Source organism: Mesorhizobium sp. WSM4311, from assembly GCF_002295115.1.
Lineage (GTDB): Bacteria > Pseudomonadota > Alphaproteobacteria > Rhizobiales > Rhizobiaceae > Mesorhizobium.
On record NZ_NSFV01000008.1, the window covers coordinates 18,129 to 44,805 of the forward strand.

Here is a 26,677-nt window from a genome sequence, read left to right on the forward strand (position 1 = left end):
GCCGGTTCACGCGCATGGAAGAAGTTGCAATGACCCAACTGACCAGCCTCATCGAGGAAATCATGCCCGTCTGGCTCCGGCGGCAATCCAAGACGAACAGCCGAGATCGCCAGGCGACAGCTGAGCCGCTGCGTCCCGAAGATGCGGACGCAGTCTGGCGCAAGGCCGTAGAAAACGATCTGTTTGGAGCCAACACGCCGGATTATGCCGACACCGGGGAGAAGAAGCCTAACCGTCATTGACGGCCGTGCTCAGCCTTCCCCGAAAATCAGCGAAACATTACCGCCGGCATGGCGTTCGAGCCGGCCAGCGAGGTCGAGTTCCAGCAGAACCATGAAGACCTGGGCCGGGTGAAGGCCGGTGTGGCGGATGATGTCGTCGACTGGCACCGGTGTCGGGCCTAGCGCTTCGATGACCTTGGCGCGGTCGCTCTCGCCGGGTGGCGGTGTGGCCGAAAAGTCGGGCGGGTCCTCGAATGGTGGCACGGCAGGCGCCCGCATGCCGGTCAGCGGCGCGATCGCCCTGGAAATGTCCGATGCCTCGGTGACCAGCGTGGCGCCGTCCTTGAGCAGGCCGTTGGTGCCTGCGGCGCGCGGATCGAGCGGGGAGCCGGGCACGGCAAAAACCAGCCGGCCCATTTCGCCGGCAAGCCTGGCGCTGATCAGCGAGCCCGAACGCTGGGCGGCCTCGACCACCACCAGCCCGAGGGCCGCGCCAGCGACAAGACGGTTGCGGCGTGGAAAATCCTGGGCGCGCGGCTGCCAGCCGAATGGCATTTCGGAGATGATGGCGCCACGCTCGGCGATTTCCGCGCACAGGCCGGCATTTTCGGGCGGGTAGGGAAGGTCGAGGCCTCCGGCCAGCACACCGACTGTGCCGGTTTGCAGGCTGCCCTGATGCGCCGCCGTGTCGATGCCGCGCGCCAACCCCGAGATAATGCCATAGCCGTCGCCGCCAAGCTCGGCCGCCAACATGCGCGCCATCTTGATGCCGGCAAGCGATGCGTTGCGGGCGCCGACGATGGCGACCCCAGGTAGCCGGAACACAGCGGCATTGCCCTTGACCGCCAGAAGGGGCGGAGGATTGTCCATGCTTCTCAGCAGCGGGGGATAGTCGGGCTCGCCGATGCCGACAAAACGCGCGCCTACCCGGCGGGCCGCCTCGAGTTCGGACTCGGCCTCGGCGATTGACGGAATGCGGGCGATCCGGCTGGCGCCGCCCGAAATCATCAGTTCCGGCAGGATTTCCAGCGCCACTTCGGCCGAACCGAAGCGGTTGATCAGGTCGCGAAAGGAGGCGGGGCCGACATTCTGGGTGCGGATCAGCCGCAGCCAGCTCAGCCGCTGCCGGTCGCTGAGGCGCGGCCCGGCGGCCGGCTCGCTCATCCCTTGGCTCCGATCTTGCCCTCTGTGCCGGCAAGCAGCCGCGAAATGTTCGCCCTGTGCTTGATAAAGACGATGATGCTCATCACCACGAACAGAACGGCAATCTGCGGTGCGCTCATAAAGTAGAGGGCTATCGGCACGACGACGGCCGCTGCAAGTGCCGCAAGCGACGAGTAACGGAACAGGAATGCCATCGCCAGCCAGATGACGGCGAAGATCAGCGCCACCTGCCAGGCAAGGCCGATCAGCACCCCGAGATAGGTCGCGACGCCCTTGCCGCCCTTGAAGCCAAGCCAGACCGGGAAGAGATGCCCGAGAAAGGCGCCGAGGCCGGCCCAGACCGCCGTTTCCGGCGCGAAATGGCCTGATATCACCACGGCGGCGGTGCCCTTCAGCGCATCGAGCAGCAAGGTCGCGGCGGCCAGGCCCTTGTTGCCGGTGCGCAGCACGTTGGTGGCGCCGATATTGCCGGAGCCGATCTTGCGCACATCACCAAGGCCGGCGGCGCGGGTCAGCAGCAGCCCGAAGGGAATCGAGCCTAAGAGGTAGCCGAATACCAGCGCCAGGATCAGGCCGTAAGTCATTGTTTCCCCCGCATTTCCCCCAACTAAACCCGATCGGGCGCGACGCCCGTTGCCGGTCTATGCCGAGAACACTGTGCGGCCCGCCACCAGCGTTTGCAAGACCTTGCCTTGCAGGCGCGCGCCTTCGAAGCAGGTGTTCTTCGAGCGCGAGCGGATGCCGCCTTCACTGACGATCCAGGGTTCGTCGAGATCGACGAGCGCGAGGTCGGCGACTGAGCCCGGCTTCAGCGCGCCGCCGGGCAGTCCGAACAGCCTTGCCGGCGCGGTGGACAGCGCTTCGACCAGCCGCAGCAAGGGCACGTCGCCATTGTGGTAGAGCCGCAAGGCGGCACCCAGCAGCGTCTCCAGCCCGATCGCGCCGGCCGCGGCATCGGCGAAGGGCAGGCGCTTGGTGTCGACATCCTGCGGATCGTGCGAGGAGACGATGATGTCGACCGTGCCGTCCCTGACCGCCTCGATCATCGCCAGCCGGTCTTCCTCGGCGCGCAATGGCGGCGTCAGGCGGAAGAAGGTGCGGTACTCACCGACATCGTTTTCATTGAGCGACAGATTGTGGATCGACACGCCCGATGTCACATCAGCGCCATCGGCTTTGGCGCGCGTCACGGCGTTTGCGGCCATCGCCGTCGAAATCTTGGCCGCGTGATAGGAGCCGCGCGTCAGTCGCGCCAAAGCCAGATCGCGCTCGAGCGGGATCGACTCGGCTTCACGCGGAATGCCGGAAAGGCCGAGCCAACTGGCGTAGAGACCTTCATTCATCACGCCGGACGAACCGAGATCTGCATCCTGCGTCTCGTGCACGATGGTGGCGCCGAAATCGCGGGCATAGGTGAGCGCCCGGCGCATCACCAGCGAACTGGCGATGGTGTGGCGGCCATCGGTGAAGGCGACGGCGCCGGCCTCGCGCAGCAGGCCGAACTCGGTCATCTCGCGGCCGTCGAGCCCCTTGGTGATCGCCGCCGCCGGGAAGATGTTGACGATCGCCGTGTCCTTGGCGGTGCGCAGCACGAACTCGACCAGCGCGACATTGTCGATCACCGGATCGGTGTCAGGCATCATGACGACGGAAGTCACGCCGCCGGCGGCTGCGGCGACGCTTGCCGAGGCGATGGTTTCGCGATGTTCGCCGCCCGGCTCGCCGATAAAGACGCGGCCATCGATCAGTCCGGGAATGATCGCCTTGCCGGCGCAATCGATTGTCGTGGCGCCATCGGGCGCGCCCTGGTTCAACGCCGCTTTGCCGGCGGCAACGATCTTGCGGCCCTCGACGATGACGGAGCCGACTTCGTCGAGGCCGCGCGAGGGGTCGACGATGCGGGCGCGTTCAAAGACTGTCGTGCTCATGCGCCGCGACCCTCTTGATTGCGGCCCTCTTGGTTGCGACGGGGGTCGAGCAGTGCTTCCATCACCGCCATGCGCACGGCGACGCCCATCTCCACCTGCTCCTGGATCACGCTTTGCGGGCCGTCGGCTATTTCCGAGGCGATTTCGACGCCGCGGTTCATCGGGCCGGGATGCATCACCAGCGCGTCGTCCTTGGCTGCCTTCAGCTTTTCGGCGTCGAGGCCGAAATAGCGGAAATATTCGCGCACCGAAGGCACGAAGGCGCCTTCCATGCGCTCGCGCTGCAGGCGCAGCATCATCACCACGTCGGCGTCCTTGAGGCCTTCGGCCATCGAGCGCGTGACGATAACGCCCATCTTCTCGATGCCGGACGGCAGCAGCGTCGAAGGCGCCACCACGCGCACCTGCGCGCCAAGCGCGTTGAGCAGCATGATGTTGGAGCGCGCCACGCGCGAATGCAGGATGTCACCGCAGATCGCCACGATCAATTTCGACAGCGGCCCCTTGGCGCGGCGGATGGTCAGCGCATCGAGCAGCGCCTGGGTCGGGTGTTCATGCGCGCCGTCGCCGGCATTGACCACCGAACAGCCGACCTTCTGCGCCAGCAGGGCGGCGGCACCCGCCGACTGATGGCGGATGATCAAGATATCGGGCCGCATGGCGTTCAGCGTCATCGCCGTGTCGATGAGCGTTTCGCCCTTCTTCACCGAAGAACTCGCCACCGACATGTTCATGACATCGGCGCCGAGCCGCTTTCCAGCCAGCTCGAACGAGGACTGCGTGCGGGTCGAGGCCTCGTAGAAGAGATTGATCTGGGTGCGGCCGCGCAGCGTCGAGGTCTTTTTCTCGGACTGCCGCGAAATCGCGACGGCCCGATCAGCCCGGTCGAGCAACAGCTCGATGTCGGCGGGCGAAAGATCGCTGATGCCTAGAAGATGGCGGTGAGGGTAGAGTGGCAGGGACGAAGCGTCGGTCATCTCAAGGCGCTGCTATAGGGTGCGGATTTTGCGCCCGCAAGCACCAGCTTTGGATTGGCGCCTTTCTCCCCGGTATTTTCGTCGCGCACGCGGCAACGCTTGGCTATATCTAGCCGGTGGCCCCGGATTCGAGGCTTTCCGACGATAGGGACGAATTGTGACCGACGACGTGACGAACCAGCCGCCGCCGCTGACGGGCGGCAACGCCTGGCGAGGCGATCCGTTGCTGATCCAGCTTGCCGAGCGCTTTTCCGACCCGGTGCGCAAGGACCTCGACGGTCTCGGCCGTTTCGTCCTGACGCAGGAGGCGCAGGAGCTGGCGCGCCTGGCCAATGTCGAGACGCCGAAGCTCAGGACCCATGACCGCCAGGGACGGCGCATCGACCTCGTCGAGTTCCACCCCGCCTACCACGCCTTGATGCGCCGCTCGGTGGCGAACGGGTTGCATTCCTCGGTCTGGGAAAATGGCGACGCGGAGATCGGCCGCCGCCACCAGGTGCGCGCCGCCCGTTTCTACCTGACCGCCGAACTCGAGACCGGGCATCTCTGCCCCATCACCATGACCAGCGCCTCACTGGCGGCGTTGATGGCCAGCCCAAAGCTGTTTCGCGAATGGGCGCCGCGCGTGACGACGCGCAAATACGACCAGAGCCAGAAGCCGCCGGTCGAGAAGACCGGGCTGACGCTCGGCATGGGCATGACCGAAAAACAGGGCGGCACGGATGTGCGCGCCAATGTGACGAGGGCCGAGCGCGCCGGCAGCGGCTTCTATCGCCTGACCGGCCACAAATGGTTCATGTCGGCACCGATGTCGGACGCCTTCCTGGTGCTGGCGCAGGCGCCGGAGGGATTGTCGTGCTTCCTCGTGCCGCGCGTTCTCGGCGACGGGTCGGGCAACGGCTTCCGCTTCCAGCGGCTGAAGGACAAGCTCGGCAACCGCTCCAACGCCTCTTCCGAGGTCGAGTTCGTCAACGCCATCGGCGAGATGGTCGGCGAGCCCGGCGCCGGCGTGAAGACGATCATGGACATGGTGACCTTGACCCGGCTCGATTGCGCCGTGGCGTCCTCGGCGATCATGCGGGCAGGGCTGGCGGAAGCGGTTCATCATGCCCGCCATCGCCAGGTGTTCGGCTCCACCTTGATCGAACAGCCGCTGATGCAGCGCGTGCTGGCCGACATGGCGCTGGATGTTGCGGCCGCAACCGCTCTGTCGTTCCGGCTGGCGCGCTCGTTCGACGAGGCGGCGAGCGATCGCGGCGAAGCGGCGTTTGCCCGCGCCATGACACCGGTCGTCAAATACTGGGTGTGCAAGATCGCGCCGCCGCTGCTCTATGAGGCGATGGAGTGTCTCGGCGGCAATGGCTATGTCGAGGAGGCGCCGCTCGCCCGCTATTATCGCGAAGCGCCTGTCAACGCGATCTGGGAAGGGTCGGGCAATGTCATGGCGCTCGACGTGCTGCGCGTGCTTGGGCGCGCGCCCGGCCTGTTCGAAGAGGTGCTGGCCGGTATCGACCGCGACCTCGGGGCCGGTGGGCGCGGCACGATCGGCGTGTTGAAGGCGGCGATGCAGGTGGCATCGACCGACGAGGGCTCGGCACGGCTGCTGACCGAACAGCTGGCGTTGTCGGCCGCCGCTGCGGAGCTGCGCCGGCTGGGGGCAGGGCGGATTGCCGATGCCTTCGTCGAGACCCGCCTGGCCGGCCAGTGGCGTAACACCTACGGCATGATCGATTCGCGCCATGACGCGCGCATGATCATCGACACGCTCTATCCGCCGGTGACCTGAGCCGGGAGCGGCCGCATCGCCCGATTCTTCGATGAGTTGAGCGCATCTGAGAACAGGGGGTGCGTCCTGTGGATCGCCGTTAACCTTAACAAATGGTTTCCATTGCGGCGGCGGGCGGCAAAGCCCACTGTCATTCCTGCCGAAGCAGGAACCACGATGCGACACGTACTGACCTCCTTTCTGTCTGTGCACTGGGCGATCGTCTTCGCCCTGCTGGCGCTGATCTGCATCGATGGAGACCGCGGTGTGACGGCAGCCCTCGGCGTGCTTGGAGTGACCGTCGAGAGCGCCCGGTTCGTCGATCTGCAGAACGTCGTCGTGGTCGCGCCGCTGGCGATCGCCTTGCTGGTCGTGGCGGTGCTGTTCTTCTGGGCCTTTGTCGATACGTTGATCAACGATCCGGCCAGCCCGGGCGCCGACAGCGTCGTTCGCATCGCCTTCATTTCCGCGTCCGGCGTCCTGTCGATGATCCTGATCGGTGGCGCCGCGCAAGGCATCAACGGGCTGTTCATGGTCGTTGCGGTGCAATTGGCGGCGCTTCTGGCCTCCTATGTCGCGATGCTCGCCGAGCGGCGCTCCGCGGCCGCGTCTGATGACGCTGATTTTCGCGCCACGGCGCACGGCATGGCGAAGGCAGCGGCGCATAATTCGCTGCTTTCCCTTATATCGGGCCGGACCGGGCCGAACGGGAAGGGAGGCCGCTGATGCGCTATATCTTCGCATTGTGGGCGGCCCCGATGGCGCTGTTCTGGGGCTGGTTCTACCTGTCGCTCAACGACATGAATTTCGGCTATGTGATGCTGACCCGGCAGCTGCACGATTTCGTATTCCAGCTCTATGGCCAGATGCTCGGCATCGATCCGGCAATCATCCCGGGGATGGTGGCGAAGGCCTGCATCTTCGACGGTTTTTTGCTGATGGCGATATGGGCTTTTCGCCGTCGCCGCGAAATTCTGGACTGGGTCAGGCGGCGTCGGTCGGGCCCGGTCCCGCTTGACCGCCCAATTCCCTTCGATCGCCTGAATCGAGCGACTGAAGCCGGTCCAAGACTCCCTGCAGAATAAAGGCCGCGGCCGCCGAATCGATCTTGCCGGCACGTTTGGCGCGCGAGAAATCCATTTCGATCAGCGTCCGCTCCGCCGCCACAGTCGACAGCCGTTCGTCCCAGAACACGAAGGGCAGGTCACTCAGCTGCGCCATGTTGCGCACGAAGGCGCGCGATTTCTGCGCACGCGGACCTTCCGACCCATCCATGTTGATCGGCAGTCCGATCGCCACCGCGCCGACATTCTCCTTCTTCAGCAAGGCCAGAAGCACGGCGGCATCGAGCGAGAATTTCTTCCGCATGATGACCGGGCGCGGGTGAGCGAAGGCGAATCCCCGGTCGGAAACCGCGACGCCGATCGTCTTGTCGCCGAGATCGAGCCCCGCCAGCGTCCTGCCGTCGGCGAGCCATGCCGGCAATTGCTCAATCGTGATGATAGCCAACGGTTTTTCCTTGTCTTTTTCAGCAGCATGCGTCCTTCCGGATGCGCGGCGGACACTATACCCTTTGATATCGGGGTCATCGGCGTTTTAACCTCTGGCCCGGCAATAATCGAGGAATGCATTTCATGAAACTGACCTGGTACGGCCATTCGGCCTTCCGTATCGAAACCGGCGACGCCAAGATCCTCATCGACCCCTATCTGATCGGCAACCCGTCCTGGACGGGCGGCTGGGAAGGGCCGGCGGAAGGGATCACGCATGTCCTGCTGACGCATGGACACAGCGACCACATCAGCGGCGCGCTGGAAGTGCTCGGCAAGAGCGGCGCGCAGCTGGTCGCCAATTTCGAGATCTGCATGTATCTGGTCGGCAAGGGCGCCGACGGCAGCAAGATCAATCCCGGCAATATCGGCGGCACGGTCGATTGCGGCGGCTTCACCACCACTTTCGTCGAGGCGCTGCACTCTTCCTCGTTTGGCGAAGACGGCGGCAAGAACGTCTATCTCGGCAATCCGGGCGGGCTGGTCCTGCATTTCCCGGAAGACCCGACGCTCTACCATATGGGCGATACCGACATCTTTTCCGACATGGCGCTGATCAACGAATTGCATGAGCCGAAGATCGGCATCGTGCCGATCGGGGATCGTTTCACCATGGGCGGCGCGGTGGCGGCTCTTGCCTGTCGGCGCTTCTTCAAGTTCGACACGGTCGTCCCTTGCCATTTCGGCACGTTTCCGATGATCGATCCGACGTCCGAGAAATTCGAGGCCGGCCTCGAAGGGTCCGGTGTGAAGGTCGCGTTGCCGAAAATCGGTGAAACGATCACGATCTAGAAACAACCAAAGCGGAACAAATCCATGGTGTTGGGGCGATCTCTTTGTGTGTCGATGTTTGTCGCGGCATCGCCCGCGCTCGCCGCGGATGACTTCATCGAAGGCGTTTACCTGCAGTCCGAGGAGCTTTGCACGCAGGCCAGGAAGGACACGCTGCAGACGCTGATCGATGCCGGCAACGTCGTGCTTTCCGTGCATGGCCTGCAGGGCGTTGAATATAATTGCGAATTCGTTCAGGTCAGCAAGGCGACACGCTCGCCGAACTGGGCGGTGACGGCCATCTGCCAGGAACCGGGCTATGTCTTTCCCGATGTCCTGTCGGTGACGCGGATCAGCCCGACGCAGATCGATCTCGTATCGGTCCGGCCAATCGATGACGAAAGCGAAGCGAGCGGCAACAGCGGCAGCTATTATCTGTGCGAGGGCGTTGCCTTGCCATAGACCTGTCCTTGGACCGATGGCCGAGACCAGGCCGCCATCACGCCTGGTCTCTCGCATGATGCATGTTGCGCCGCGCGCGCGGCGCCGCTATAGCCCGGACTGGTTTTCCCCGAGGCAAATCTATGTCCGTTGATCTTCAGACTGTGAAGCGCGTCGCGCGTCTCGCCCGCATTGCGGTGAGCGAGGAAGATGCTGAACGCATGACCGGCGAACTGAACGCCATACTGGGCTTCGTCGAGCAACTGAACGAGGTCGATGTCTCCGGCGTCGAGCCGATGACCTCGGTGACGCCGATGGAGATGAAGAAGCGCCAGGACGTCGTCACCGACGGCAGCAAGGCGGCCGACATCGTCGCCAATGCGCCGGCGACCGAAGAGAATTTCTTCCTCGTGCCGAAGGTCGTGGAGTAACGCGTCGATGGCAATCGAGATCGCCATCGAGACACCGTTGCAGGACGATGTGCGCGGCCTGGTCAAGGAGCTCAACGAGACCTTGCTCGAATTGACGCCGCCGGAGCACTGCTATCATCTGACGGTGGAGCAGATGGCCGGCCAGGACACGACCGTTTTCATCGCCCGCGACAATGGCATCGCCATCGGTTGTGGCGCGTTGAAGCGCCATGGCGATGCCATTGGCGAGGTCAAGCGCATGTATACGCGGCCTTCGCATCGCGGCCAGAAAATCGGCGCCAGCATCGTTGAGCGCGTCGAGGCACTGGCGAGGCAGGAAGGACTGAAGCGGCTGGTGCTGGAGACGGGCGACCGCCACCCCGCCGCCTGGACCGTCTATGAACGTGCCGGATTTTCGCGCTGCGGCCCGGTGCTGGATTATCCCGATTCCAAGTGGTCGGTGTTTTACGAAAAGAGCCTTTGATGAGCGACCTGACCAGACTGACGATTTCGCAGGCCCGCGCCAAGCTGCGCGGCAAGGAAATCACCGCGACCGAGATCACCGAGGCCTATCTCTCGGCGATCGATCGCGCCAATCCGGCGCTCAATGCCTATGTCGCGGTGACCGGCGACAGAGCGCGTGACATGGCCAAGGCGTCCGACGCCAGGCTGGTCAAGGGCGAGGGCGGTGCGCTGGAAGGCATTCCGCTGGGCATCAAGGATTTGTTCGGCACCGAAGGCGTCCACACCCAGGCCTGCAGCCATGTGCTCGACGGCTTCAAGCCACGTTACGAATCGACCGTCACCGCCAATCTGTGGGCGGATGGCGCGGTCATGCTCGGCAAGCTCAACATGGATGAGTTCGCCATGGGCTCGTCCAACGAGACGTCCTATTATGGCCCGGTCATCAACCCGTGGCGGCGTTCGCGGCTCGACACGGTGGTGATGCCAACGACGCATCAGGGCGATGGCGGCTTCGTGACGGCCGGCGGTACGAAAACCCAGCGCACCCTGGACAATGCGCAGTTGGTGCCAGGCGGCTCTTCCGGCGGCTCGGCGACCGCCGTCTCGGCGTTCCTGTGCGCCGGCGCGACGGCGACTGATACGGGCGGCTCGATCCGCCAGCCGGCCGCCTTCACCGGCACCGTCGGCATCAAGCCGACCTATGGCCGCTGCTCGCGCTGGGGCATCGTCGCCTTCGCCTCGTCGCTCGACCAGGCCGGCCCGATCGCGCGCGACGTGCGCGACGCCGCGATCCTGCTCAGGTCGATGGCCTCGGTCGATCCGAAGGACACCACTTCCGTCGACCGGCCGGTGCCGGACTACGAGGCTGCGATCGGCAAGCCGATCAAGGGCATGAAGGTCGGCATTCCCAAGGAATACCGCGTCGACGGCATGCCGGAAGAGATCGAGGCGCTGTGGCAGAAGGGGATTGCCTGGCTCAGGGATGCCGGCGCCGAGATCGTCGACATTTCCCTGCCGCATACGAAGTACGCGCTGCCGGCCTACTACATCGTGGCGCCCGCCGAGGCTTCGTCCAACCTGGCGCGCTATGACGGCGTCCGCTACGGCCTGCGCGTGCCGGGCAAGGACATTGTCGAGATGTATGAAAAGACCCGCGCCGCCGGTTTCGGCCGCGAGGTCAAGCGCCGCATCATGATCGGCACCTATGTGCTGTCGGCAGGCTATTACGACGCCTACTACCTGCAGGCGCAGAAGGTGCGCAATTTGATCAAGCGCGACTTCGAAAATGTGTTCGCCGCCGGCGTCGATGTCATCCTGACCCCGGCGACGCCGTCCGCCGCCTTCGGCATCGCGGATGAGGACATGGCCGCCGATCCGGTGAAAATGTACCTCAACGACATTTTCACGGTCACCGTGAACATGGCCGGCCTGCCGGGCATCGCCGTGCCTGCCGGCCTGGACCCCAAGGGGCTGCCGCTCGGGCTGCAGCTCATCGGCCGGCCGTTCGAGGAAGAGACGCTGTTCCAGACTGCCGCCGTCATCGAGCAGGCGGCTGGCACATTTCAGCCTGAGAAGTGGTGGTAAGGGTATCGATCATCTGAAGGGGTGAGCGATGTTCTTTCTTCTTTCCAAGGTCTTCTGGTTCTTCATCCAGCCGCTCAACCTGACGATTTTCCTGCTTCTGGCCGGGTTGATCGCCGGGCTGATCGGCCGGCGGCGGCTGGCCGTCACCGGCAGTGTCCTGGCGTTTCTGATCCTGGCGCTCTCAACCTGGACGTCGCTTGGGGCGATGATGCTCAACCCGCTGGAGGAGCGCTTTGCGCGCCCGCCGCTGCCGCAAAAGGTTGACGGCATCGTCGTGCTCGGCGGCGGCTTCGAGGGCGCCATCAACTTCGCGCGTGGCGGCTATGAACTGAGCAGCAGTGGCGATCGCATGGTCGAGGCCGCAATCCTCGCCCGGCGCTTCCCACAGGCCAAGGTGGTTGTATCAGGCGGTCACGGCGCGTTTTTCATCGACGCCGAGGGGGACGCCGACACCGCGTCCCGCCTGCTCGTTCCGCTCGGTGTATCGGCCGATCGTCTTGTCCTGGAGGACAAGTCCCGCAACACCTATGAAAATGCCGTCTTCAGCCGCAAACTTGTCGACCCGAAGCCGGGCGAGACCTGGCTGCTGGTGACCTCCGCCTTCCATATGCCGCGGGCCAAGGCGCTGTTCGACAAGGCTGGTTTTCCAACCATCCCATGGCCGGTCGATTATCACACTTCCGGCAAGGAAGGTGTCGGCTTGTTTCGCGACAATGCGATTGATTCCGTGCAGAACACCACCATAGCGCTCCGCGAATGGATCGGGCTTTTCGCCTATTGGCTTTCCGGCCGCATCGATCAGCCTTTCCCAGGACCGGGCGGCTGACCGATGACGGCGCGCCGCGCCGCCGAGAAGAACTGGCGCCGCACCAGCACGGCAAGCAGCAGAAGCGTCGACAGGACGAACACCACCGGATCGACGAACCAGCCGAGATAGCCGATCGAGAAGAACACGCCGCGCAGGCCAGAGTTGAAATGCTTGCCGGCCAGCATGTTCATCTGCGCCGCGCGCCACACCGCGGTTTCCGTGACCGGATTGCGCGAGGCTTCGCCATGCGGGATCGGCACCGCGCCGATCAGGATCGAGCAATAGTTGAACAGCCGGTAGGCCCAGCCGAATTTGAAGAAGGCGAAGGCGAGGATCAGCACCAGTCCCAGCACCTTGATCTGAAAGGCCGGGCGCGATGGCGCCCCGCCGAGCGGCAGGTTGCTCAGCACTTCCAGCACCCGGTCGGACGCGCCGAGCAAGGCAAAGCAGCCGCCGAGCGCGATCAATGAACTGGAGGCAAAGAAGGCGGTTCCCTGCTGCAGACCGCTCATGATGGCGGTGTCGACGATGCGGATTTCACGCTCGGCCATGGTGCGCATCCAAGCCCCGCGTTGCGCATTCATCGCCGTCGTCAGCGACATGCGGCTGACCAGCTTGCCGTCCGAGGCGAGCGTGTGCAGCAGCCACGCGATCAGGAAGAAGGCCAGCGCCCCGAAATCAGCCATCGAAAGATAGAAGGAATCGCCCATGGGCTGAATTTATCACATCCAGCGTGGTTGCTTCGATGCCTGCTCCCGCGATCGGCAGCAATGTCGCTGCCGGAGCAAACAAGGTCGGCAGGTGCTGCGCCGCGACCGTCAAAAGAGCGGAAACATTCCGTGGAATTCCTATATGTAGGATCCTCGACGCGACTCCAGGAGACAGTGTGTTCCTTTCGGTTTTCGACCTGTTCAAGATCGGCATCGGCCCCTCGAGCTCGCACACGATGGGGCCGATGACGGCCGCGCGGCGGTTTCTCGACGAGGTCGCGGGCGACGACTGGCCGCGTCCCGCCGGCGCCAAGGTCGCCCGCATCGGCGCCAGCCTGCATGGCTCGCTCGCCTATACGGGCATCGGCCATGGCAGCGACCGCGCCGTCATCCTCGGCCTTGCCGGCCAGACCCCGCAGACGGTCGATCCGGACCAGGCCGACGGCATCATCGGCCGCATCACCGCCGACAAGATGATTTCACCGCCAGGTCACCCGTCCTATCATTTCGACCCGGCCACGGATCTGGTGCTCGACCGCAAGACACCGCTTGCCGGCCACGCCAACGGCATGGCGTTCCATGCCTATGACGCCGGCGGACGCCTGCTGCTCAAGCGCATCTACTATTCGATCGGCGGCGGCTTCGTGGTGTCGGAAGAAGAGCTGCAGCGCATGAAGGCCAAGGGGTCGGTGACATCGGAAGGCAAGAAAGTGCCTTATCCCTTCAAGAACGCCGTCGAGATGCTCAAGATGGCGGCCAAGAGCGGGCTTTCCATCGCCGAGATGAAGCGCGTCAACGAGGAAACGCAGATGTCGCGCGAGGACCTTGACGCCGGCCTCGACGCCATCTGGGGGGCGATGAAGAGCTGTATCGACCGTGGCCTGTCGCAGGACGGCATCATGCCGGGCGGGCTGAAGGTGCGGCGCCGGGCCCGGCAGTTGCACGACAAGCTGCAGGAACAGTGGCAGCAGAATCGTCCAAATCCGCTGCTCGCCAATGACTGGCTGTCGATCTACGCCATGGCGGTCAACGAGGAGAATGCCGCCGGCGGCCGCGTCGTCACCGCACCGACCAACGGGGCGGCCGGCACGCTGCCGGCAGTGCTGCGCTACTGGCTGCATTTCCATCCCGAGGCCGACCAGCCCAGCATTCGCGACTTCCTGCTGACGGCTGCCGCCGTCGGCGGCATCATCAAGACCAATGCGTCGATCTCGGGCGCCGAGGTCGGCTGTCAGGGCGAGGTCGGATCCGCCTCGGCGATGGCCGCGGCCGGCCTGTGCGCCGTCATGGGCGGCACGCCCGAGCAGGTCGAGAATGCCGCCGAAATCGCGCTCGAACACCATCTCGGCATGACTTGCGATCCGGTCGGCGGGCTGGTCCAGGTGCCGTGCATCGAGCGCAATGCGCTCGGCGCGGTCAAGGCGGTGACGGCCGCGTCGCTGGCGATCAAGGGCGACGGCGTCCATTTCGTGCCGCTCGACGCGGCGATCGAGACCATGCGCCAGACCGGGCTCGACATGAACGAGAAGTACAAGGAAACCAGCCTCGGCGGTCTCGCCGTCAATGTCGTGGAGTGCTGAGCAACGCTGGCCACTGTGGAGAAGCCCCTTCATGCCGTTGACGTCCCGGCGCTCCGGACTAACCTTAGCGAATGGCTCTCAATCTCCTAAAACTGTGCGTCGGCTGCGACAGCGTCGAGGATCTCGAGGAATGGATCGAGTTCCGTCTCGACGAACGGCGCCGGGCCGGCGAGCCGGCCGAACACTGGCACACCACCCGCATGGTGCCCACGCGTGGCGCCGAGATCACCGATGGCGGTTCGCTCTACTGGGTGATCAAGGGCAATGTGCAATGCCGGCAGCTGATCACCGAGATCCGGCCGTTCATTGACGACGAGGGCATCGGTCGCTGCCACCTTATGCTTGATCCGCATGTCGTGCGCACCGACTGGCAGCCGCGCCGGGCCTTCCAGGGTTGGCGCTATTTGAAACCGTCGGATGCACCACCTGATCTCGGCAAAGGCAAGGCGGGACTGGTCGAGATGCCGCCGAAACTCAGGCGCGAGCTTGCCGATCTCGGCTTGCTGTAGGCCGTCGCACGCAGGCGCTGCCTGTTTTGGCGCGGGCTTTTCTGGCCCTCCATCTTGCTTCGCACTGGACTTGCAAGCGGCGCGACAACGCCACATCTTGAAATTCATGCGCAATGAAAAGCTGACGAAGCCGACAAGGGCCAATGGGCTGGAGAGCCAGCCCGCGTGGCGGTTCTCGTCCTGTCCAGGTGAAAGCCATCATTCCGGCGCAGAAAAAGTGTTGGATGACATCACGCGGCTGTCCAGGCGGACAGGGCATCTGCGGGGCGGTGGGAAATGTTAGCAGCAATTATCGGTCTGGTCGCATTGCTGCTGGTGCTCCTGGGCATAGCCTCGGCCTTCCTGCGGGCCGATCCGGCCCGGCTGGCAACCGGCATGAGAACACTGGGACCGATCCTGCTGGCGCTGGTAGGCACCGCCGTGCTTCTGGTCGGCCGAAGCGGAATCGGCAGCATCATGCTGTTCGTGGCGATCGGCTGGTATGCCGCCACGCGCACGAACCGGCCTGATGCCAGGCCGGCGCCGGGAAAACGCTCAACGGTGCGGACGGCAGCGCTCGAAATGGAGCTGGATCACGATACCGGCGGCCTCGAAGGGCTGGTTCTGGCCGGCCGCCATGACGGCAAGATGCTTGGCGCTATGGGCCTTGCGGAGTTGCAGCATCTCTACCGCGAACTCTCCGCCGATGCGGAGAGCCGCCAGCTGCTAGAGGCGTATCTTGACGGCAGATTTCCCGTCTGGCGCAAAAACACTGAGACGAACGGTGGCGAAGGGCTGGGTGTTGCGCCAGGTCCGGGCGCCATGACTAAGGAGGAGGCCTACAAGGTCCTTGGTCTTGAAGCGGGGGCCGCCGCGGCGGATGTCCGCAAGGCGCACCGCCGCCTGATGCAGCGCCTGCACCCCGATATCGGCGGCACGTCTTTCCTGGCGGCGCGAATCAACGAAGCCAAGGACGTCTTGCTCTCCAATCACAACTAGTCTCCTTCGACGCAAAAAATTTTCCGGGAGATGCTTCCACGCCGCCCTACTGCTGGACGGCGTAGCACTCGATTTTCTTCTTCTTCAAAGCGGTACAGGCCTTCCAGGCGGCGTCTTTCGAGCCAAAGCCGCCGAAACGGGCGCGGTAGTATGTGACGCCGTCCTTGTCGAACGCGACGGTGAAGCCGGAAGCATCCGCCAGCGCTTTTGGTGCTTGCTTGCTGGTCTTGTCGAGGACGGCCTGGGCTTCCGACTGCTTCGGTGAAGAGGCGACTTGGATGGCCCAGCCCGACGGCACCGAAGCGGTGTTGACCGGATCGACGCTTGACGCCGGCTCGGCGGCCTGCGTCGGCTCGGCATAGGCGGCCACGACCTGCGCCGTGGCGACCTTGGGGGCGGAGACGATGACCGTCTTCACCTTCTTTGCCGGGGCGACCAGCGTGGGCGCTTCGGCCTGGGCATTGCTGTCGGCGGTGTCATCCTCGGCAACCGTTGCGTCGTCGGCGACGGCGTCATCGGCGCTGGCCACCGCGACCGGCTTCTCGTCCGGGGTCGGCGCGTCGTGCTTGGGCAGGAGAACCTTGGCAAGGGCCTTGATCGGGTTGCTGCCGTCGGCCTTGGCGACCAGGTCACCGCCGCCGCGGGTCGAGGCCCTCGGCAGGTAGGTGTTGATCAACGATGCCATCTGGTTGTCGCGGCTGCCGCCCGACGTGCCGCCCATGACAACGGCGACGAGGCGACGGTTGCCGTCGGCCACGGATGAAACGAGGTTGAAGCCGGAGGCGCGGGTGTAGCCGGTCTTGATGCCGTCGACGCCCTTGATGCGTCCGAGCAGACGGTTGTGGCCATTGATGCGCTGGCGGCCATAGAGAAAGGAACGCTGCGAGAAGTAGCCATAATACTGGGGGAAATGCTCCCTGAGCGCGATGCCGAGCGTCGCCATGTCGCGCGCGGTGGTGAACTGGCCAGGGTCGGGCAGGCCGTTGGCGTTGCGGAAGACGGTGCCGTTCATGCCGAGCTGCCGCGCCTTGGCGGTCATCATGCGGGCAAAAGTGGTTTCATCGCCGCCAATCATTTCACCAAGTGCGGTGGCCGAGTCGTTCGCGGACTTGGTGACGATCGACAGGATCGCGGTTTCGACCGAGACCGAACCGCCCGGCTTCACGCCGAGTTTCGTCGGCGCTTCGGCGGAGGCCTTGGCGGAAAACACGACAGGCGTGTTCCGGCTGATCTTGCCCTTCGCCATCGCTTCGAAGGTCAGATAAAGCGTCATCATCTTGGTCAGCGACGCCGGATAGCGCCTGCCGTTGGCATCCGCGGAGTAGAGCACCTTGCCCGTCTTGGCGTCCACGACGATGGCGGCCGGCCGTGCTGCCAGCGAGGAGGCAACGTCGGCGCAAACGAACGTCATCGCCAGGGCGAAGACCATCATCGCTTTGAGGGGGGAGGTGGATTTGGAAACGATGCCCAACAACGCCTTACGCACTGATATTTCCCTTGAATTCTTCGTTGCGTTGGAGGCGGCAAAGGGTCCTGCCTCACTTTCAGCCAAGCTAACGGGGCAGCGTTACCAATCCGTTTATGGTAACCGCCGCGTTCACCATTTTCTTCGGGCTTGAAACGCACTTTATTTGATTTTTAGCCATTGCCTGCGCAGGCGGCGCCGCTCGCCGGCGAAATATTGACTTTTGTGCGGCGCACAATATACTCTAGTGCATTGCACAAGGGCGCCCCGAAGAAGGACGCCTCAACCGTCAAGGGAATCGTGAAATGACCCAGACCTATGAGGACTTCAGCAAATACGGTAAGGAATTCGCCGACACCGGTTTGAAGAGCTTCGCTTCGCTCTCCAAGGGCGCTCAGGCGATCGCCACCGAAGCCGGTGAATACACCAAGAAGAGCTTCGAAGCCGGCAGCGCCGCCTTCGAGAAGCTGTTTTCGGCCAAGTCGCTGGACAAGGCGATCGAGATCCAGTCCGACTACGCCAAGCAGTCCTACGAGGCGTTCGTCGCCGAGGCCACCAAGATCGGCGATCTCTACGCCGAACTCGCCAAGGAAGCCTACAAGCCGTTCGAATCGATCGTTGCCAAGGCGAAGTAATTTCGGCCGATAGTTTCAGATCCGGCCCCCTTTGGGCCTGGGGCAAAACCCGGTCGCGGAAACGCGGCCGGGTTTTTTCGTGCTAATTTCCGGTTTGCGGCGGCGTGGCGCTTCACGATTGCGAAAATCCGCCAAGTTTGGTCACCTAGCCATATTGTCAGCTAACCAGAAGGGCTTAAAATCGTCCATCGAACACCTACATGTTGAACTCGCATGGGGATTCGAAAGAGGCAGGACTACGTGACGATCGGTTTGACTGCCATGAGACAAGTGGCGCGGATGCAAAACGGCGGCGGCGACGGCAATGAGGCCGGCCGCGGGACGGCCGTCATCACGCGCACCAAAACCAAGACCAAGAAGCCCAGCCTTTATCGGGTCCTCATCCTCAACGACGACTACACTCCAATGGAGTTCGTGGTTCACGTGCTGGAGCGTTTTTTCCAGAAGGACCGCGAAGCCGCCACACGCATCATGCTTCATGTTCACAATCATGGAGTGGGCGAGTGCGGGGTCTATACATTCGAGGTGGCCGAGACCAAAGTGTCTCAGGTCATGGATTTCGCCCGACAGAATCAGCATCCGCTGCAATGCGTGATGGAGAAGAAGTGAGGTAACATGCCGGCTTTCTCCCAAGGCCTGGAAAAGGCGCTTCACCAGGCGCTGACGCTCGCCAATGAGCGGCACCATGAATACGCAACCCTTGAACATCTGCTGCTCGCGTTGATCGACGACACCGAGGCGGCCGCCGTCATGCGCGCCTGCAACGTCGATCTCGACGAGCTGAAGCACACTGTTCTGACCTATATCGACACCGAGCTCGACAATCTGGTCACCGGCTACGACGAGGATTCCAAGCCGACCGCCGGCTTCCAGCGCGTCATCCAGCGCGCGGTGATCCATGTGCAGTCGTCCGGCCGCGAGGAAGTGTCGGGCGCCAACGTGCTCGTCGCCATCTTCGCCGAGCGCGAAAGCCACGCCGCCTATTTCCTGCAGGAACAGCAGATGACGCGCTACGACGCTGTCAACTACATCTCGCACGGCATCGCCAAGCGTCCGGGCGCATCGGAGACGCGCTCGCCGCGCGGTGCCGATGACGAGCAGGGCGGCCAGAACGGCGCCGAGCCGCAGGAGGAAGGCGGCAAGAAAAAGCAGCAGCAGGATGCGCTGACCGCTTATTGCGTCAACCTCAACAACAAGGCCAAGGCCGGCAAGATCGATCCGCTGATCGGCCGCGAGTCGGAGATCAACCGCACCATCCAGGTGCTGTGCCGCCGCTCCAAGAACAACCCGCTCTATGTCGGCGACCCGGGGGTCGGCAAGACGGCGATCGCCGAAGGTCTGGCCAAGCGCATCGTCGAGGGCGACGTTCCCGAAGTGCTGCACAACGCCACCATCTTCGCTCTCGACATGGGCACGTTGCTGGCCGGCACGCGCTACCGCGGCGATTTCGAGGAACGGCTGAAGCAGGTCGTCAAGGAGCTCGAGGATTATCCGGGCGCGGTGCTGTTCATCGACGAGATCCATACGGTGATCGGAGCAGGGGCCACCTCGGGCGGCGCCATGGACGCGTCGAACCTGTTGAAGCCGGCTCTGTCGTCGGGTGCGATCCGCTGCATCGGCTCGACCACCTACAAGGAGTTCCGCCAGTTCTTCGAGAAGGACCGTGCTCTGGTGCGGCGCTTCCAGAAGATCGACGTCAACGAACCGACCATCGAGGATGCCATCGAGATCATGAAGGGCCTGAAGCCCTATTTCGAGGAGTTCCACAAGGTCCGCTACACGAGCGAAGCGATCAAGGCCTCGGTCGAGTTGTCGGCGCGCTACATCAACGACCGCAAGCTGCCGGACAAGGCGATCGACGTGATCGACGAGACCGGTGCCTCGCAGATGCTGGTGCCGGAAGCCAAGCGCAAGAAGACCATCGGCATCAAGGAGATCGAAGCAACGATCGCCACTATGGCGCGCATCCCGCCGAAGACGGTTTCGGCCGATGACGAGAAGGTGCTGCAGGGCCTCGATATCGAGCTGAAGCGCGTTGTCTATGGTCAGGACACCGCCATCACGGCGCTGACCTCGGCGATCAAGCTGGCCCGTGCCGGCCTGCGCGAACCGGAAAAGCCGATCGGCTCGTATCTGTTCTCGGGTCCGACCGGCGTCGGCAAGACGGAAGTGGCCAAGCAACTCGCTGCCTCGCTCGGCGTCGAGCTGATCCGCTTCGACATGTCGGAATATATGGAACGCCACACCGTTTCGCGGTTGATCGGCGCGCCTCCCGGCTATGTCGGCTTCGACCAGGGCGGCCTGCTCACCGACGGCGTCGACCAGCATCCGCACTGCGTGCTGCTGCTCGACGAGGTCGAGAAGGCGCATCCGGACCTGTTCAACATCCTGTTGCAGGTGATGGACCACGGCAAGCTGACCGACCACAACGGCAAGCAGATCGACTTCCGCAATGTCATCCTGATCATGACCACCAATGCGGGCGCATCCGATGCGCAGCGTGCGGCGATCGGTTTCGGATCGACCAAGCGCGAAGGCGACGATGTCGAGGCGATCAACCGGCTGTTCACGCCGGAGTTCCGCAACCGTCTTGATGCGATCATCCCGTTCGGTTCGCTGCCGGTGCCGGTCATCCATCAGGTGGTGCAGAAGTTCGTCATGCAGCTCGAGGCGCAGCTCTCCGAGCGTGGCGTCACCTTCGACCTGTCGCCGGATGCGATCGCGTGGCTGGCCGACAAGGGCTATGACGAGCGCATGGGCGCGCGGCCGCTCGGCCGTGTGATCCAGGAGCACATCAAGAAGCCGCTGGCTGACGAGGTGCTGTTCGGCAAGCTCAAGAAGGGCGGCACGGTGCGCGTCACCGTCGAGAAGAAGGAAACCGGCGAGACCGGCCTGAAGCTCGAATCGCTGGCCGACGAGGCGCCTGTCAAGCCGAAGAAGGAAGAGCCGGAAGACGCGCCGAAGCCGCGCAAGGCCGCGGCCAAGAAGCCAGCCGCCAAGAAGGTCGTGGCGCAGAAGCCGGAGCCCAAGGGCAAGGATGGCGGCAAGCGCAGCTTGGTCCCGCAACTGCCCCGCAAGGGCTGATCGGCACGCACCCGAAAAAGCCCCGGCAACGGGGCTTTTTCATTTTGAGCAATGGGGTAGCTATGCCCGGCCAGATCGTCATCCTCAACGGCGCGCCGCGGTCGGGAAAATCGAGCATCGCTCGCGCCATTCAGGAAAGCTTCGAAGGCGCATGGATGAATCTGGGCGTCGACAGCTATGCCCAGATCATACCGCCGCGACTTCGCCCGGGAATAGGGCTGCGACCCGGCGGCGAACGCCCCGACCTCGAAGCGTTCGTGCCACGCCTTTATGCCGCCCTTTACGAATCGATCGGGGCGCATAGTCGGCTGGGGCTGAACGTCGTGACGGATGTCGGCCATCACGATGCCTATTCGAGGCCGCTCGATTGCCTGGCCGATTGCGCGCGCCGTCTCGCCGGCCTGCCGGTGCTGTTTGTCGGCGTTCTCTGTCCGATTGAAATCATCATGGAAAGGCGAGCCGCCAGCGAGGCGGGCAGGGGGTATGTCACCGGCTCTTCGGGCGATGCCACCCCTTTGCCCGTGCGTCTGTGGCAGGAAGCGGTGCATCGACCGGGCGTGTACGATCTTGAGGTCGACACCTCGGTCCTCAGCCCTGAACAGTGCGCCCAAGCGATCTGCCGGCGCCTGCGTGATGGCGCCCAGCCGGGCGCGATCGAGCGGTTGGCTCGAGCCGCCAGCTAGACTTTCTCCTGCCCGCGAAACGAGTTGCGGCTCAACTTCCCAGCGCCGCCCGTATTTTCTCGGCATTCCCGGCAAGCACTTCGGGTTTCTCCATCACGCCGCTATGCGGCTTCAACGGGATGCCGTCGAAACGCGGAATGACATGGACGTGCAGGTGATAGACGGTCTGGCCGGAGGCCGGCTCGTTGAACTGCAGGATGGTAACGCCGTCGGCATTATGCGCCTTCTTGACTGCCCGCGCCACTTTCTGGACGACGTTGAAGAGCGGGCCGAAGGTCGACGGGTTGGCGTCGAGCAGATTGCGCGACGGGGCTTTTGGCACCACCAGCGTATGGCCGGGCCCTTGCGGCATCACATCCATGAAGGCGACGACGGCGTCGTCTTCGTAGACGCGGTGCGAGGGAATTTCTCCACGCAGGATCCTGGCGAAGATGTTGTCGGTCTCATAGGCGGTTTCAGCCATGGCGAACACTCCGGATTGTGCCTCGCGTCCCGTGTAGCGAAGCTGTCCCGGACCGGCAAGACGATGGGACGGGCGATCGGGCGAGATCGGCCATGCCAGAAGGCCTGCTACTCCTCGATATCCTTGCGAAACGGCGTGTGTTCTTCGAGATAGCCGCTCATCCGCTCCACCTCGCGCCGCTCGCGCTGGAGATAGTCGGCCACCGCATTGCGCAAGCCGGGATGCGAAATGTAGTGGGCCGAATGCATCGTAACCGGCCGGTAGCCGCGCGTCAGCTTGTGCTCCCCCTGGGCGCCCGCCTCGACCACCTTCAGCTTGCGTTCGATGGCGAAGTCGATGGCCTGGTGATAACAGACCTCGAAATGCAGGAAGGGGTGATCCTCGATGCAGCCCCAGTTGCGGCCGTAGAGCGCGTCGGAGCCGATGAAATTGATGGCGCCGGCAATGTAGCGCCCGTTTCGCCTGGCCATCACCAGCAGGATGTCGTCGGCCATGCGTTCGCCGATCAGCGAGAAGAACTGGCGGTTCAGATAGGGGCGGCCCCATTTGCGGCTGCCGGTGTCCATGTAGAAGGCGAAGAAGTCGTCCCAGGCCTTTTCCGTCAGGTCCTTGCCGGTCAGCCAGTCGATGGTGATGCCATCGGCGAGCGCCTCGCGCCGTTCCTTCTTCATCGCCTTGCGCTTGCGCGAGGCAAGCGTGGCGAGAAAGTCGTCATAGGTCGAAAAGCCTTCGTTGAAGAAGTGGAATTGCTGGTCTGTACGGTGCAGGAAACCGGCGGCCCCGAGCGTTGCGACATCGCTCTCCCGCGCGAAGGTGACATGCGCCGAGGACACGCCGAGCTTGTCGGTCACCATTTTGAGGCCAGCGGCAAGCCCGGCCTTCACCGCATCCGGATCCTCGCCCTTGCCGACCAGCAGGCGAGGACCGGTGACCGGCGTGAACGGCACGGCGCATTGCAGTTTTGGATAATAGCGGCCGCCGGCGCGCTCGAAGGCGTCAGACCAGCCGTGGTCGAACACATATTCGCCCTGGCTGTGCGATTTGAGATAGCAGGGGACGGCGCCCAGCAGCCTGCCTTGCGCGGTCTCCAGCCGCAAATGATGCCCCTGCCAGCCGGTGCGTCGCACGGCGCAGCCGGAATCTTCCAGCGCGCTTAAAAAAGCGAATGAAACGAGCGGGTTATAACCATTTTCCGCATCGCCGCGCGTGGTGCCCGCAAAGCCGTTCCACTCATCGCAGGTGAACGCGCCGATGCCTGCGGCGATACGGATCGAATAGTCCGCATTTGCAGTTTGCCCGTCGCCATCGTCGCCCTGATCCATGAGGCTTATTTAAGCTCCATCCGGGCCGCTACAAGTCACATTTCAGACACCCCACTCACGCGACCTTGACCAGCTCGGGTTCGAACCCTTCGAATGTCATCTGATCAGCATATTTGAAGGTCAAGTCGATCGCGGGCTGATCATGCACCGTCCAGGTGATGACAGGCATTTTGAGCTTTTCACGCACGAAGCTGACGAACGGATTCGGCAGGTCGCCGGCGGCGTAGGAGGTGAAGGATAACTCATGCGCCAGCATCGAAAAATGCGCCTCGATCAGCTTGAGGTCCTTGCCGTAGGCGGTCAGGCCAGCGGGAATGCCGGCTGCATGTTTCGGGAAATCGCGGATCAGCCAGTGATCGAACGACATGATCGCCGCCTTGCCCTTGTAGCGCTTGAGCATTTTGCCGACGCGCGCCACCAGGCCTTCGTCGCGGCCTGGAACCCCTTTCAGCTCGACGACCATGGGCACGCGGCCGTCGACGAGGTCGAGCGCTTCCTGCAGCGTCGGCACACGGTCGGATGTGCCGCCAACCTTGAGCGCGGTCAGTTCGGCCGCGCTGCGCTGCCAGACGAAACCGTCCTCTCCGGTCAGCCTTTTCAGGTCGTCATCATGGATGATGACGGGAACGCCATCAGACGACAGATGCACGTCGCATTCGATGGCGTAGCCGCGTTCGGCCGCGGCGGTGAAAGCGGACAGCGTGTTCTCCCAGCGCGTCTTGTTCATGTCGTGGAAGCCGCGATGGGCAACGGGCCGGGCAGTCAGCCAGGATAGGTCGGTCATGTCAGGCCTTCGTTCATTCGACTTCGAAGATGGCTTCGATTTCCACTGCGGCATTAAGCGGCAGGGAGGCAGTGCCGACGGCGGAGCGGGCATGCTTGCCGCGCTCGCCAAGGGCGGCGACCAGGAAATCGGAAGCGCCGTTGGCAACCAGATGCTGCTCGACAAAGTCGGGGGCAGAGGCAACGAAGACGGTGATCTTCACCAGCCGGCGGATCTTCTCCAGGTCGCCGAGCGCGGCCTTGGCCTGCGCCAGAATGTTGATCGCGCAGTATTTCGCCGCGTCCTTGCCGCCTGCCGTGTCGACGTCGCGGCCGAGCAGGCCGCTCGCCTGCAGCTTGCCGTCCTTGAGCGGCAATTGCCCGGCGGTGAACAGCAGAGTGCCCGACCTGCAATAGGGGACGTAGTTGGCGGCAGGTGCGGCGGCGACAGGAAGCGTCACGCCGAGATCGCTTAGCCGCTTTTCGATTGTTTCACTCATTGCTTTTCCCTATTGCTGGAAGGCGCCGCGCTGGCGGGGCCGAAATTGCTATTTTTGCCTCGCTTCCGCCACGACTTTTTTTAAGCTGGACCATCTTTCCCTGCGGCCTGCCATCAGCCGCGACGATCGGAGTACCCCATGCGCGCAGCGCGCCTTGCATTCCATGCCGTTCTGTTGTCGGCGGTGTTCCCGATAGTTCCCGCCTTCGCCGTACCGGCGCTGCAGGCGCATCGCGCCGTGTATGACCTTACCCTCAAAAAGGCCTCAGACCGCTCCGGCATAACAGGCATATCCGGTCGCATGGTCTACGAATTCAACGGTTCGGCCTGCGAAGGCTATACGGTGAAATTCCGGTTCGTCACCCAGATCGTCACCAACGACAATACGCGATTGACCGACCAGCAGACGACGACTTTCGAGGATGCCGAAGGCAAGACCTTCTCATTTGTGACCAAATCCTTTGTCGACCAGAACCTCGACAAGGAGGTCAAGGGTATCGCCACGAAAGATCAGAAGGGGCTCAAGGTCGATATCGACAAGCCCGAGAAGAGCAGTCTGGAACTCGCCGCGACCCAGTTTCCGACCCAGCATTTGGTCGAACTGATCGGCAAGGCCGAAAAAGGCGAGAATTTCTACCAGACGAACCTGTTCGACGGGTCGGAGGACGCCAACAAGGTAATGGCGACCACCGTCGTCGTCGGCAAGAAGACCGAAGCCGACAAGGCCGATCCGGAGGCTCCGGCGCTGGCCAAGCTCGCCACCGACAAATACTGGCCGGTCGACATCGCCTATTTCGACGACAGCGCCCAGAACGGCGAAGAAGTGCCGGAATACCGGATCAGCTTCAAGCTGCACGACAACGGCATCACCCGCGATCTCACCATGGACTATGGCGACTTCTCGATGACCGGCAAGCTGGTCAACCTGTCGCTGTTCGACCAGACCAAGCCTTGCCCGGTCTCGAAATAGCAGGGTTGCTCAATTGAACTGGCCGCGGCGGGCTTGATGGCGGTCTACGTCGATGCGGCGATCTGGAAATGGGCCGGCCATCGCTGGTGCCACCTGATGGCCGACGACACTGACGAACTGCATCGTTTCGCCGCCGCGCTTGGCGTCAAGCGTTCATCCTACCAGGGGCCGCCCAAGACATCGGCTCCGCATTATGACATAACCGGCTTGGAGCGCGACCGCGCGGTGCGGCTCGGCGCCATCGAATGCAGCCGCGAGGAGATCGTCGCGATCTTCCGGCGGGTGCGGGTGCCCAATGGAAAGGCCAAACGATGACACCAACAGCATTTCTCGCCTATTGCGCCGCCGTCACACTCGCTGCCGCCACGCCTGGGCCTGCTATGTTCACGGTCATCACCAATGGTGTGTCACGCGGTTTCCTGCGTGCCTTCATGGCCGGCGTCGGGGTCGCCGCCGGCGATGCCGTGCTGGTCACCCTGGCGCTGCTCGGCCTGGTGGCGCTGGCGCAAACCTTCGAATGGATCTTTCTCCTGCTAAAATATGCCGGCGCCGCCTACCTGATCTTTCTCGGCATCAGGATGTGGCGCGCCTCGACCGCGCAATCGAATGGGCCGCGGACGGCCGAGGCGAGATTGTCCCGGTCTTTTTTCCTTGGCGCGTCCATTGCGCTGGGCAACCCCAAGGCGATCCTGTTCCACGCCTCGATCATGCCGCTGATCCTCAACCTCGACACGCTGACATTTGTCGACGGCCTGCTGGTGGTGGCCACCGTCATCAGCGTCAATATCCTGACCATGGGGGTCTATGCGGCGCTTGCCGGCCGGGCGTCTAGCTGGTTCAGGACACCGAAGCGCATGCGGCTGATGAACCGGTTTGCCGGCAGCGCGATGATCGGCACCGGAGCGCTGATTGCCGCACGTTGAGCGGTAAAAC

General features: G+C 63.6%; 31 protein-coding genes. 20 read left to right on the plus strand and 11 right to left on the minus strand.

The genetic code is table 11. The features are described from left to right. Positions 1 to 29 precede the first annotated feature (29 nt). Positions 30 to 242, plus strand: coding sequence for a hypothetical protein (locus tag CK226_RS21290; RefSeq protein ID WP_095788862.1), 213 nt, complete (start codon positions 30 to 32; stop codon positions 240 to 242). A gap of 9 nt (positions 243 to 251) precedes the next feature. Here CK226_RS21290 and dprA read toward each other — a convergent pair whose 3' ends face one another. The 4 genes from dprA to CK226_RS21310 are packed head-to-tail and all read right to left on the minus strand — an operon-like array spanning position 252 to position 4,290. After that, positions 252 to 1,385 (minus strand): DNA-processing protein DprA, encoded by a 1,134-nt coding sequence (gene dprA / locus CK226_RS21295; protein WP_095793005.1) that lies wholly within the window; start codon positions 1,383 to 1,385, stop codon positions 252 to 254. Next, a complete protein-coding gene (gene plsY / locus CK226_RS21300; protein WP_095774308.1) occupies positions 1,382 to 1,969 on the minus strand; it encodes a glycerol-3-phosphate 1-O-acyltransferase PlsY in 588 nt (195 codons plus the stop codon). The genes dprA and plsY overlap by 4 nt, the downstream gene beginning before the upstream one ends. Positions 1,970 to 2,026: 57 nt before the next feature. Then, positions 2,027 to 3,313 carry a dihydroorotase gene (locus CK226_RS21305; protein WP_095774309.1) on the minus strand — a complete coding sequence of 429 codons (1,287 nt, stop codon included), beginning with the start codon at positions 3,311 to 3,313 and terminating at the stop codon, positions 2,027 to 2,029. After that, the gene (locus CK226_RS21310; RefSeq protein WP_019858236.1) at positions 3,310 to 4,290 is read right to left on the minus strand and encodes an aspartate carbamoyltransferase catalytic subunit; all 981 of its coding nucleotides are present in this window, start codon (positions 4,288 to 4,290) and stop codon (positions 3,310 to 3,312) included. The genes CK226_RS21305 and CK226_RS21310 overlap by 4 nt, the downstream gene beginning before the upstream one ends. A gap of 157 nt (positions 4,291 to 4,447) precedes the next feature. Here CK226_RS21310 and CK226_RS21315 point away from each other — a divergent pair, with 157 nt between their 5' ends. The 3 genes from CK226_RS21315 (at position 4,448) to CK226_RS21325 (ending at position 7,140) form a co-directional block, all read left to right on the plus strand. Continuing rightward, on the plus strand, positions 4,448 to 6,076 hold the full coding sequence (locus tag CK226_RS21315) for a DNA alkylation response protein (protein WP_095774310.1): 1,629 nt from the start codon (positions 4,448 to 4,450) through the stop codon (positions 6,074 to 6,076). A 156-nt stretch (positions 6,077 to 6,232) separates the two neighbouring features. After that, positions 6,233 to 6,781 carry a hypothetical protein gene (locus tag CK226_RS21320; RefSeq protein ID WP_095774311.1) on the plus strand — a complete coding sequence of 183 codons (549 nt, stop codon included), beginning with the start codon at positions 6,233 to 6,235 and terminating at the stop codon, positions 6,779 to 6,781. Further along, positions 6,781 to 7,140 carry a DUF6105 family protein gene (locus CK226_RS21325; protein ID WP_095774312.1) on the plus strand — a complete coding sequence of 120 codons (360 nt, stop codon included), beginning with the start codon at positions 6,781 to 6,783 and terminating at the stop codon, positions 7,138 to 7,140. Before CK226_RS21320 ends, CK226_RS21325 begins: the two co-directional genes overlap by 1 nt. On the opposite strand, the gene ruvX is transcribed toward CK226_RS21325, so the two are convergent. Then, on the minus strand, positions 7,040 to 7,564 hold the full coding sequence (gene ruvX / locus CK226_RS21330; protein WP_095774313.1) for a Holliday junction resolvase RuvX: 525 nt from the start codon (positions 7,562 to 7,564) through the stop codon (positions 7,040 to 7,042). The two genes, CK226_RS21325 and ruvX, sit on opposite strands and share 101 nt — an antisense overlap. Before the next feature lie 125 nt (positions 7,565 to 7,689). On the opposite strand from ruvX, the gene CK226_RS21335 reads away from it, so the two are divergent. The 6 genes from CK226_RS21335 (at position 7,690) to CK226_RS21360 (ending at position 12,102) form a co-directional block, all read left to right on the plus strand. Then, positions 7,690 to 8,397, plus strand: a complete 708-nt coding sequence (locus CK226_RS21335; RefSeq protein WP_095793117.1) for a metal-dependent hydrolase — start codon at positions 7,690 to 7,692, stop codon at positions 8,395 to 8,397. Between the two features lie 24 nt (positions 8,398 to 8,421). After that, complete coding sequence (locus tag CK226_RS21340) at positions 8,422 to 8,838, plus strand: hypothetical protein (RefSeq protein ID WP_095793006.1); 417 nt, start codon at positions 8,422 to 8,424, stop codon at positions 8,836 to 8,838. A gap of 122 nt (positions 8,839 to 8,960) precedes the next feature. Beyond that, positions 8,961 to 9,248: an Asp-tRNA(Asn)/Glu-tRNA(Gln) amidotransferase subunit GatC gene (gene gatC, locus CK226_RS21345; protein WP_095793007.1), complete on the plus strand. Its 288-nt coding sequence runs from the start codon at positions 8,961 to 8,963 to the stop codon at positions 9,246 to 9,248. Between the two features lie 7 nt (positions 9,249 to 9,255). Beyond that, on the plus strand, positions 9,256 to 9,711 hold the full coding sequence (locus CK226_RS21350) for a GNAT family N-acetyltransferase (RefSeq protein ID WP_095793008.1): 456 nt from the start codon (positions 9,256 to 9,258) through the stop codon (positions 9,709 to 9,711). Further along, positions 9,711 to 11,276, plus strand: a complete 1,566-nt coding sequence (locus tag CK226_RS21355; RefSeq protein ID WP_095793009.1) for an amidase family protein — start codon at positions 9,711 to 9,713, stop codon at positions 11,274 to 11,276. Before CK226_RS21350 ends, CK226_RS21355 begins: the two co-directional genes overlap by 1 nt. 28 nt (positions 11,277 to 11,304) lie before the next feature. Continuing rightward, positions 11,305 to 12,102 carry a YdcF family protein gene (locus tag CK226_RS21360; protein ID WP_095793010.1) on the plus strand — a complete coding sequence of 266 codons (798 nt, stop codon included), beginning with the start codon at positions 11,305 to 11,307 and terminating at the stop codon, positions 12,100 to 12,102. Here CK226_RS21360 and CK226_RS21365 read toward each other — a convergent pair. Beyond that, positions 12,075 to 12,794, minus strand: coding sequence for a DUF599 domain-containing protein (locus tag CK226_RS21365; RefSeq protein ID WP_095793011.1), 720 nt, complete (start codon positions 12,792 to 12,794; stop codon positions 12,075 to 12,077). The two genes, CK226_RS21360 and CK226_RS21365, sit on opposite strands and share 28 nt — an antisense overlap. A gap of 176 nt (positions 12,795 to 12,970) precedes the next feature. On the opposite strand from CK226_RS21365, the gene CK226_RS21370 reads away from it, so the two are divergent. The 3 genes from CK226_RS21370 (at position 12,971) to CK226_RS21380 (ending at position 15,861) form a co-directional block, all read left to right on the plus strand. After that, positions 12,971 to 14,374, plus strand: coding sequence for an L-serine ammonia-lyase (locus CK226_RS21370; RefSeq protein WP_095793012.1), 1,404 nt, complete (start codon positions 12,971 to 12,973; stop codon positions 14,372 to 14,374). A 71-nt stretch (positions 14,375 to 14,445) separates the two neighbouring features. Beyond that, entirely contained in the window at positions 14,446 to 14,883 is a 438-nt protein-coding gene (locus CK226_RS21375) for a DUF1489 family protein (protein WP_095774321.1), read from the plus strand. A gap of 276 nt (positions 14,884 to 15,159) precedes the next feature. Further along, the gene (locus CK226_RS21380) at positions 15,160 to 15,861 is read left to right on the plus strand and encodes a DnaJ domain-containing protein (RefSeq protein WP_095793013.1); all 702 of its coding nucleotides are present in this window, start codon (positions 15,160 to 15,162) and stop codon (positions 15,859 to 15,861) included. Positions 15,862 to 15,907: 46 nt separating this feature from the next. Here CK226_RS21380 and CK226_RS21385 read toward each other — a convergent pair whose 3' ends face one another. Then, positions 15,908 to 17,347, minus strand: coding sequence for a D-alanyl-D-alanine carboxypeptidase (locus CK226_RS21385; RefSeq protein ID WP_095793014.1), 1,440 nt, complete (start codon positions 17,345 to 17,347; stop codon positions 15,908 to 15,910). A gap of 284 nt (positions 17,348 to 17,631) precedes the next feature. Here CK226_RS21385 and CK226_RS21390 point away from each other — a divergent pair, with 284 nt between their 5' ends. The 4 genes from CK226_RS21390 (at position 17,632) to CK226_RS21405 (ending at position 21,728) form a co-directional block, all read left to right on the plus strand. Next, a complete protein-coding gene (locus tag CK226_RS21390) occupies positions 17,632 to 17,961 on the plus strand; it encodes a phasin family protein (RefSeq protein ID WP_095774324.1) in 330 nt (109 codons plus the stop codon). Positions 17,962 to 18,240: 279 nt separating this feature from the next. After that, positions 18,241 to 18,570, plus strand: a complete 330-nt coding sequence (gene clpS, locus CK226_RS21395) for an ATP-dependent Clp protease adapter ClpS (RefSeq protein WP_010909565.1) — start codon at positions 18,241 to 18,243, stop codon at positions 18,568 to 18,570. A gap of 6 nt (positions 18,571 to 18,576) precedes the next feature. Then, positions 18,577 to 21,045: an ATP-dependent Clp protease ATP-binding subunit ClpA gene (clpA, locus tag CK226_RS21400; protein ID WP_095774326.1), complete on the plus strand. Its 2,469-nt coding sequence runs from the start codon at positions 18,577 to 18,579 to the stop codon at positions 21,043 to 21,045. A gap of 62 nt (positions 21,046 to 21,107) precedes the next feature. After that, positions 21,108 to 21,728, plus strand: a complete 621-nt coding sequence (locus CK226_RS21405; RefSeq protein ID WP_095793015.1) for a chloramphenicol phosphotransferase — start codon at positions 21,108 to 21,110, stop codon at positions 21,726 to 21,728. A 31-nt stretch (positions 21,729 to 21,759) separates the two neighbouring features. Here CK226_RS21405 and CK226_RS21410 read toward each other — a convergent pair whose 3' ends face one another. From CK226_RS21410 to CK226_RS21425, 4 genes are all read right to left on the minus strand, one after another. After that, on the minus strand, positions 21,760 to 22,191 hold the full coding sequence (locus CK226_RS21410) for an HIT family protein (RefSeq protein WP_095793118.1): 432 nt from the start codon (positions 22,189 to 22,191) through the stop codon (positions 21,760 to 21,762). Between the two features lie 107 nt (positions 22,192 to 22,298). Continuing rightward, entirely contained in the window at positions 22,299 to 23,513 is a 1,215-nt protein-coding gene (locus CK226_RS21415) for a GNAT family N-acetyltransferase (protein WP_095793016.1), read from the minus strand. 55 nt (positions 23,514 to 23,568) lie between these two features. Next, the gene (locus CK226_RS21420) at positions 23,569 to 24,297 is read right to left on the minus strand and encodes a glycerophosphodiester phosphodiesterase (protein WP_095793017.1); all 729 of its coding nucleotides are present in this window, start codon (positions 24,295 to 24,297) and stop codon (positions 23,569 to 23,571) included. A 13-nt stretch (positions 24,298 to 24,310) separates the two neighbouring features. Further along, complete coding sequence (locus tag CK226_RS21425; protein ID WP_095774330.1) at positions 24,311 to 24,775, minus strand: RidA family protein; 465 nt, start codon at positions 24,773 to 24,775, stop codon at positions 24,311 to 24,313. A gap of 138 nt (positions 24,776 to 24,913) precedes the next feature. Here CK226_RS21425 and CK226_RS21430 point away from each other — a divergent pair, with 138 nt between their 5' ends. Genes CK226_RS21430 through CK226_RS21440 form a run of 3 tightly spaced genes read left to right on the plus strand, consistent with a single transcriptional unit; the run spans position 24,914 to position 26,667 of the window. Continuing rightward, a complete protein-coding gene (locus CK226_RS21430) occupies positions 24,914 to 25,744 on the plus strand; it encodes a cell envelope integrity EipB family protein (protein ID WP_095774331.1) in 831 nt (276 codons plus the stop codon). A gap of 36 nt (positions 25,745 to 25,780) precedes the next feature. Beyond that, positions 25,781 to 26,059, plus strand: coding sequence for a DUF4031 domain-containing protein (locus CK226_RS21435; RefSeq protein WP_095774332.1), 279 nt, complete (start codon positions 25,781 to 25,783; stop codon positions 26,057 to 26,059). After that, on the plus strand, positions 26,056 to 26,667 hold the full coding sequence (locus CK226_RS21440) for a LysE family translocator (RefSeq protein ID WP_095788821.1): 612 nt from the start codon (positions 26,056 to 26,058) through the stop codon (positions 26,665 to 26,667). Before CK226_RS21435 ends, CK226_RS21440 begins: the two co-directional genes overlap by 4 nt. Positions 26,668 to 26,677 lie beyond the last annotated feature (10 nt).